The sequence below is a fragment of the Alteromonas sp. MmMcT2-5 genome, from assembly GCF_022348315.1.
GTDB lineage: Bacteria > Pseudomonadota > Gammaproteobacteria > Enterobacterales > Alteromonadaceae > Alteromonas > Alteromonas macleodii.
Map to the genome: position 1 here is coordinate 33,069 of NZ_JAKRFB010000039.1, position 8,792 is coordinate 41,860.

The following is an 8,792-nucleotide window of genomic DNA, read 5'->3' on the forward strand; positions in this document are numbered from 1 at the left end:
TATAAAAATGGCCACTATTCTTTTAGTGTAGTCCAAATCACACAAACCACCCGACATTAAAAAGTTAAATTGCTCGTGAATATCGCTAAATAAAGAAAAGGGTACCAGTGCGTGTTGCGCAGAACTTGGGTAAATAAAAGATGAAATTAAATCGTAAGATGGTGCGTCTACCCTGATTCGAACAGGGGACCTCTACCATGTCAAGACATATATCAACACTTACCCCACCCTCCGCAAAACCATAGAAAACATATAACACATTTATAATTCGATAATTATTCTGACCCTATGACCTTTACTTTAACACTTTTTGGTTGATTTTCACTCTATATTTGGTCACAATTCAGTCACAGATAAAAGTACTTAAAACGCAGTTTAATTTAGCTATTTTTCAGGCTCGTTTTAGTTTCATCTTGGTATTGCAAGAGGTTGGTATTTTAGCGAGTGGAATAATGAACGAATTGGAAAAAGAACTAGCTAAGTTTGACAGCAATTTGTATGACAAAAGTGAATTGGTAGAAGTAAAACTAAATAGACTCTCTCCGGACAGTATTATGTCCGCAATGACCAAAAATGCTAACCCGTTTAGCGCCGTTAGAACCGCGAAAGAAACCTACGAACAAACCTCACCTTTTTTAAATTTACTCTCACTTCACTCCCCTATTATCTGTTATCAAGCTAGAGGGTATTACTACGTAGTGTCAGGTTTTTTTACCTTCTTAGCATTCCAAAGATACGCTGCGCAATATCAAACGGCTTCAGAGAGAATCATAAGAGTTTTCCTGTTAGGTAAAACACCGCCAAAGTCACTGAGGCGGTCCATCATATTGCACTCACTGAGTACAGATTTACTTTCAAAGTGCTTTATCGCAGACACAAAAAAAATAAGCTTTTATCTTCGCACTTGGTTTAATCACGACCCTGGCAAACGAAGCATTTTTCAATCTCAAGAATGGCTATCGCTTTTCCCTAACCTTAATTCAATTGAAAAAGTTGCTGAGTACTTATCAGTATCAAAAACAGAATTGAGTCGCAGTAGTGATTAATATAGAAACCCCAACACGTGAACAAATAATCGACTTTTTCGGAAGCGATGTCGTCAACGTCGAGGAGGTAGAGATATTCCTAGAGCAAATTGAGTGCCCTATTGATTTTCGCGGTTTAGGGTTTGTTTTTGGAATCCTTGATTATGTTAGAGGAATTTCAGGACAAAGGTGGCTCAAACTTCTTGAAATTGAGCTAAGCACTTTCGATTCACTACAACAAAAAATTGTACAGACCCCAACTGCTAAACAACAAATCTTATACAATAAAACAAAGGCGAAAGGCTGGTTAAGCCTCCGACCAATATATTCATTACTGTTTATATTTTATGATTATCAAGACGATAAAATGGCGTCTGCTTTACTTTCATTTCTCAGTCACTATTTTAATAATGAGATTGAGATTAAACGCAATCGTAGAGTAGAGGAAGCGGCAAGAGCATTCCGACTATCATATACCGATCCGGACGTAGCTTATCATTTGAGAACATCAGGTTCACCAGATGCACTGGCTATCAGTGCAGCTCATGCTCGAGAGAGCATCAAAGCGTTGAATCCAAGTAATCAGAATCCTTCAAGCTTGACATACCTTTATAGCCTTGAACATTTTTATCGCTTAAATTGGACCACGCGAGTGAGACAATCCCGCGACTCGCCCTCAAAAACACGTTCTTATTTTCAAAGAACAAAGCTAGTAAGACTTCCAGGTTCCGGAAACCTTTTGACTGCATCTCTTAAAGCAAAATACTTATCGAATGATAAAACGGAGGATCCCTCTGCATGCTTGAGCGAGGACTACCCGAGTGTGACTATCGTACAAATTAACGAGGCGGGTGAAAGTAAAGATAAGCATGAGCGCCCTGATACAGCTGTTATCAAAGATGAATACAAAATTGAGAAAATACGAAGACAAATCACTCGAGACGTTAGGCGCAGTCACAACCTACTACCGACAGACCGTGCAATTCTTCAACCTCATGAACTTCAATTGCTGTGGCATGAGTTAACATCATCATCAAGCAGTACATACAGTGGATTACCAGCAAGCTACATTCAAAGCCTAATATGTCTAATTTGGTTCCTAGGTAAAGAATTAGACGAACTCCTCAACATTCCTGTGCATCTAAATCAAAACCATCATGAGCCAGGCCTTCATGTCACCGATACATCAACAAGTTTGATTGTCGCTCCATCTCCAACTACGAAGAGCTCTCTTTCGCATAGAAGAGACTTACTCAGAGTAGGTTCCACCGTAAAGCTCTTTCTGCCTGCGTTTATACGCGACAAAATAGTAGCTGCAGATATACTCAAGCACGAGACTATTGGCTGCACTTACAGATTGAACACAATAAAAAATGCAGTCGATGGTTTCCTTAAGGTCATAAATCATCGCAACCACAGTCAGATAGGTGTTACGAGGGTTGAATGCTTTCTTCAGAATTTCCTAGTTGCTCAAGAACTACACGATCCCGTTATTCTAGAAATTTTATCAGGCAAAATATCGTACTACACAAGAGCGCCGAGGCACTATGCCTGGTACAGCGAGAGGGAAATCAATGCCCGCATTCATTCCATTTGGCAGGATGTATTAAAACAAGTGATGCTTTTTGATCCTAATTTTAAACCACCAGAGCTCATGCCGTCAGTTAATACCAATAACGACGTCGAGAATGAAAGCGGTATCGAACAACATATTGGAGTGGGTTCATGTTTTACGCCAACGAAAATTGCATTGCAGACTTGGATTTCAACTACTGCAGCACACCTAAAAACTCATTTCCAATCTAGACAAATTACGAGGCAAATAGAAAGCCTCATTGAATATCATAATGCTTATACAATCTACACGCTTGGGATGCTTCTGAGCGGAACAGGATACCGCGCCGTATGTAACCCCCTGCCCTCCTTGAGTCTAATCTTTCCAGAAAGAAATACGTTATGTATTTCGGACAAAGACTCAACAAAGACCTTCTCACATATGCGCGTTATAGTGTGTGCAAGACTATTGCGCCAGCAACTTCAATTCTATCAAGTACATATAAATACTATGGCGAACCTTCTCAGTATGGTAGAGCCTTTGCTCGCTAGACACCTATTTTCCCAACTTTCTCCTACAAATTACGTTCATTTGCAAGGTAAAAGCGAGCGACTCGATCATTTTATCACTATCAGAAATTCCGCAACTCAACTTGGCGTCTTTTTCTTGTTTAGTACACATGGCAATGAAACAGAAGGCGAACGAATTAAAGCGGAAAATGCGGAACAATCCATTATACCGACTACTGTCACCCCCAAAAAATTACGCGCGGAAATACATTTACCGATAAATTTTGGAAGACATTACATGCGAAGATATCTTCAAACTCAAGGCGTGCACCAAGAGCTGGTTAAGTTTCAGCTGGGTCACTTCGTTTCTGGTGAGAACCCTTTGGAAAAGTTTTCATCATCAAGCTATCCAACGACCGTCTCATCGCTACAGCCATTACTTGATGAGATGCTGGAAGATCTGGGTTGGACAGCGCTGCCGTCATTACTCACTAGGCTCCGGTCTTAATATGCCTAAACAAGCGCAGATATCACTGTCGACTGATGTCAAGCAACACTATGCGAGTTCAGCGCAAACGAATATCTCGCAGTATGTGAAACTTTCTAAGATTAGTCACTTTGATAGTGCAGATGTCGACAAAACAATAAAGAACGTAATCGAAAAATTTCAACGTCATGTTCGCTATGACAACCAAAAATACTTAGCGCAATCTATAAAAAATTTCACGAATTCGCTAAGCAAAGGATTCGAGTTACATTTGGTTGAGTTACGTCTTGCAGAACTACTATTTTGTATCTTAGAAAAAGAGTCTGGAATCAAAACCCCAAAGCTCTCCTTTCCTGTTCAAATCAGACAAGACATTCCTCTTATTCAACCCGACGACATGATACTGTCTACGTTGCAACGAAGAATTTACAGGTTTATTGAAGCACCCGACACATTGTCTATTTATATGAATAACACTTACGATCAAGTGGGTATTCTCATTGCTTGGCTAATACTTAAAGAGGGCGTATCACAGCCTCAAAATGTCAGAAGCCTTTTAAATAGAGAGGTAGACATTTTTTACATCGGAGAAGAGTGCTTTTTTGAAACCGAGTATCAGCGGTTTTGGTTATCCGAGACGGCGGTCATGCTGCTCAAGCTGAACTGGAACGTACGACAGCGCAGCCCTGCAAACATAGTCAACGCAATCAACAAAACGTTACATACATTTCAGATCGTGCCCACTGAATACAAAATCAGCGCAATAATGTTTCGAAGTATGCTGCGTACTGAATTGGCATTATCATTAAGTGCAGCTGAGTCGGCTATTAGACTAAGAATATTCCCTACCACTCCACTTAAGAGACATACGCTATTTAGATTATTGAAAGGCACCGCAGTAGAGATACAACAAGATTTCATCGTTGACAGGACTGTTTCACATCGTCAACGCAAAGCATGGTCAGATGCTAACCGTCCAAGCAGCGATAATAGAAAATACGCTAAGAGTATATTTCCTCTAGAACAAACCACTACCGAACAATATACAGAAGTAACCTCGTTTATTCGCCCATTGAAGATAAACACGACTCAAAAGAAGAGCGGTGAGATTACTACTCCACTTAAAGGCAAACTACGAACGTGGCTAGAGCAAACAGAGCATGCTATACAAAAGCCTCTTATATGGTTATTACTCGCATGGGCATATCATCTACTTGATGAAGGAGGCAAAAAAAAGGACCGACTAAGACTTAAAACCATATATGACTACGTAGATTATGTTGCCAAACCTTTTATCCAAGAGTTTGCAGGTTGCAATATGCAAACCCTATCACCAGATATTTGGGTGACTAAATTAAACGACGTCATCGATGAAATCATATCTAGCAAGAAACAGTTTGTACTTTACTTCGCCGATTTTTTAGTTACTAAGAACTTCGTTAGGGAAATGGATGTTTCTGATATCGATGTCCCATGCAACAAGACTGGGGTGAATGCCAACATCATTACCCATCATGAAGCGGACAGGATATGCCAATTATGCGACCTGTTGAACACACCACTAGCAACCCTTGCCAAACTTTATTTTTGTTTTGGGTTCTATAGTGGATTACGACGCAACGAAATTTCAGGCTTACAATTTGCGGACCTTAAAATAGGGGGGCTACACTATGTTAGTCTGCAAGTACGGCCTAATAGGTTTCGCGATTTAAAGTCAGCAAAGAGTTCTCGTAACCTACCACTTGATTGCCTTTGGCCTGAGGACAAGCTAGAGGAGCTTATTGACTATTTAGATGGTCGAAGAGGGCTTCATGTCAATATAAACACCAAAATAGTGCCAGATATCAATGAAGCTAACCAAGCATTCAATCTACTTAGTTATATACTACGCTCAGTAACTGGCGACCAAAACTTGGTCTTTCATCACTGTCGCCACTCATTTTGCAATTGGCTGATGTTGCTATTAAATAGTGAGTTCCTGAAGAAATTTAGAACTTATCAATTTTGCGACCATCCCTATTTCAATGATGCAAATTATAAAAAAGTAGCATCTCGACTAGCTTTGACACCATGGTCTAGGAAAAGACTGTGGGCAGTATCATCATTAATGGGACACGCAACACCTGAGGTGACGCTTTCATCCTATTACCACCTGTCCGAATTTGTGCAGCATGTTGCCTTCTCTGACAATAAACTCAGTAAACCTTCGCTTAAAGAATTCTGGGGGCTTCAAGATGAAGATTTGAACTCGCGTGCGAAACTATTAAACCCAGCACATGAAGTAGATTTTCTGCGTCCAAGACATATGACTATTTGCGAACCAAAAGAGATATCAGCCGACAATGAAACGCTACTAGCGCAGATCCAAAATGCGTTTTCGATGACCAATAACAAAAAACTCTCGTTACTGGATCTTTGGGAAGTGATGTTAATGCTAGCAAACAGAAAATCCAACATTCAGATTATGCAGTCTATCCAAGTTGATGATGGGCTAATCAACAAAATTATCAACATAGATGACAACCTATCTAGACGACCAGGTAAAAGAGCAAAGAATAAGCTTCCTCGCTATGCGAATGCCGCAATGCTCAAGAAAAGCGAAATTGCTAATGTGGAAAAGTTATTAACTACATTTAATGACCGGTGTAGAGCAACAGAGGACGGTAATCATGCACTTTGGTCGGGGATGCACGATTTAATGAGGAATCGAGTTGCTTCAAAAGACTCTTTGATAAGATCGCACAACGTAGAAGCGATACGCACGCTACTCGACCTTTTTGAAGGACTAAAGAGCGAGAGTTGGCAACTTTCATTCACTTGGTATTTCCCCTCTGAACAACAATTTGACAAAGACTTGATCAGTCAATATCGAAAAGATTTAAAATTTTGGCTTGATGAAATAGAGAGTCGTTTTGACAATGAAGTCGTTACCAAAATTGTCATACCACATCGGTTTGTCGAATACTTAAGGTCGAACGAGCAATCAAAGGTTAAGGTCACAATCAGCGATGAGGGACGGTTCCTCAGCTACTTACAGAAGGGTACCGTTAGTTTGCACTTTTTAAAACCGAAAGCAGACTCAAATAGCACGCCAAGACGAAACAAGGCGTTTATTAGTTTTTTGTGCGTTTTGGCTGTGTTTGGTAAGTTGCTTCATATGGACGTTTAGATGTACTAGTGTGATTATCAAGGGATACTGACGGTATAAGTACCAAGCGATTTTGACGTAATCACACTATCAATGTTGCCGCGCTTCAGCAAGCTTTGCCAGCCGTAATGCAGTGATATTCATGTTTTTCCCTCAGCCATATATTGCGAACGTCGCTAGCATGTATGTCGACGTTTGCAAGCGTCCGGTAAACAGCACATTCAGTGGTTGAAGAAATCTCAGTAAGCTGACTCCAAAATTCAAAACGGAGTGAGCAATGAGAAAATTTCGAAGCCGGGACCAATGGCGGCAGATTCTGGAAGACCAGCAGCAAAGCGGTTTAACCATTTCAGAATTTTGTCGCCAGCATAAGATTTCAACCAGTGGCTTTTCACTCAGCGGAAGAAGCATGGATTAGTTAATGCCACGACATCCGCTTTTGTCAGCACAAAAGTTACCAAACATACTGCGACAGAAGTCCATCGAGATATTAAGCAACCGATTGTGCTCGAACTTTCAGCCTCTAGGTTATCGCTGCCAGCAGAAACACCGGCAGATTACCTGCTCACTTTGCTCAATGGCCTGCCGGCATGAAGCTTTTTGTTGATCCACCCCGAGTATATTTGCACCGTGATTTTGTCGACTTCAAAAAGTCCATCAATGGCCTTGCGGCCATCGTCGAAACCGACATGGCTTTGCCGACGATGTCAGGCGCCTTGTTCGTGTTCTTTAACAAGGGCAAAGACAAACTGAAAATCCTGTACTGGGACCGCACCGGCTTTGCCCTGTGGTACAAGCGTCTGGAAAAGGACAAATTCAAGTGGCCAGGTAAGCTCAGTACGCCAACGTATTCACTGACTGAACAGCAACTGGAGTGGTTGCTAAGTGGGTATGATGTTATCGGTCATCAACCCATGACCTTCCAGTCGGTGGCCTTATAACCTGTGATCATACAAGGGATTTAACGATCACGAATTAGTCTGAATAAAAACAACAGGTTACTGGGCTTTATTGGTAAAATGACACCATGATTGACGAACTGACAAAGCTTCGAAAATTGCTTGCAGAGCAAGCAGAATTAATGGCTGAGAAGGATGCCAGAATAGCCTATTTAAAAGAGCAGTTCCGCTTGGCTCAACAAAAGCAGTTTGGAGCTAGCAGTGAAAGCCATCCAGGCCAGGGTGAGTTGTTTAACGAAGCTGAGTCAGAGGCTGACCACGTTGAAGAGGAAGACCAGACACAGGCCATCAGCTATACCCACAAAACACCGAAACGCCAGTCACTGCCTAAAGACTTACCGCGTGAAACGGTTGTTCATGACATTAGCGATGAAGACAAGGTCTGTGATTGCTGTGGCGGTGAGCTGCATCAGATGGGCGAAGCACGCAGTGAAAAGTTGGAATTCATCCCCGCCCAGGTCAAAGTGGTAGAGCATGTCAGGCCCAAATACAGTTGCCGCATGTGTGAGCAGCAAGGTATTGAGGTTAAGGTTAACATTGCGCCTCTACCGGCCAGCCCTATTCCTAAGGGGATAGCTACGTCATCATTATTAAGCCAAATCATCACCAGTAAATAACAATATGGACTGCCGCTGTATCGCCAGGAAAGCTTGTTCAAACAATATGGTATCGAATTAAGTCGCCGTACCATGGCCGACTGGATGATAAAGTGCAGCACATTGTTTAAACCCTTAGTTGAACGGCTCAAGACCATCCAACTGGAACAACCCGTCATTCAGGCAGATGAAACCACACTGAAGGTCATCAGTGAAGACAAATCTACCTGTTATATGTGGTTGTATTGCACCGGCAGTGATTCGCCCAATGAAAACCCGATACCCAATATCGTGCTGTATGACTACCAGAACAATCGCTCAGGGCGTTGTGCGGTAGAGTATCTGGGATATTACTCAGGCTATTTGCAAGTGGATGGCTATCAGGGCTATGAACAAACCAAGGCCACATTAGCGGGTTTCCGAGTAGATGAGGACATTACTGCCCTCACCCCTCACAGACCCGGACGAGCGCAATTAACGCATCCGGTTCTTCATAACAGTTTATTCGCTGCG

General features: G+C 41.8%; 4 protein-coding genes and 1 pseudogene. All 5 read left to right on the top strand.

Annotation, left to right across the window (positions count from 1 at the left end):
- Positions 1-452: 452 nt before the first annotated feature.
- Positions 453-1,046: a hypothetical protein gene (locus MHN09_RS15410; protein WP_222936563.1), complete on the top strand. Its 594-nt coding sequence runs from the start codon at positions 453-455 to the stop codon at positions 1,044-1,046.
- On the top strand, positions 1,039-3,597 hold the full coding sequence (locus MHN09_RS15415) for a hypothetical protein (RefSeq protein ID WP_187447032.1): 2,559 nt from the start codon (positions 1,039-1,041) through the stop codon (positions 3,595-3,597). The genes MHN09_RS15410 and MHN09_RS15415 overlap by 8 nt, the downstream gene beginning before the upstream one ends.
- A gap of 1 nt (position 3,598) precedes the next feature.
- Positions 3,599-6,745: a hypothetical protein gene (locus MHN09_RS15420; RefSeq protein WP_187447031.1), complete on the top strand. Its 3,147-nt coding sequence runs from the start codon at positions 3,599-3,601 to the stop codon at positions 6,743-6,745.
- Positions 6,746-7,314: 569 nt separating this feature from the next.
- Entirely contained in the window at positions 7,315-7,665 is a 351-nt protein-coding gene (tnpB, locus tag MHN09_RS15425; RefSeq protein ID WP_187447030.1) for an IS66 family insertion sequence element accessory protein TnpB, read from the top strand.
- Positions 7,666-7,805: 140 nt separating this feature from the next.
- Positions 7,806-8,696: pseudogene (locus MHN09_RS15430) on the top strand (IS66 family transposase); the annotation flags it as partial.
- Positions 8,697-8,792 lie beyond the last annotated feature (96 nt).

Coding starts and splice junctions, on each gene's coding strand:
- MHN09_RS15410 (WP_222936563.1), top strand. CDS start 453: ATGAACGAATTGGAAAAAGAACTAGCTAAGTTTGACAGCAATTTGTAT.
- MHN09_RS15420 (WP_187447031.1), top strand. CDS start 3,599: ATGCCTAAACAAGCGCAGATATCACTGTCGACTGATGTCAAGCAACAC.
- tnpB (WP_187447030.1), top strand. CDS start 7,315: ATGAAGCTTTTTGTTGATCCACCCCGAGTATATTTGCACCGTGATTTT.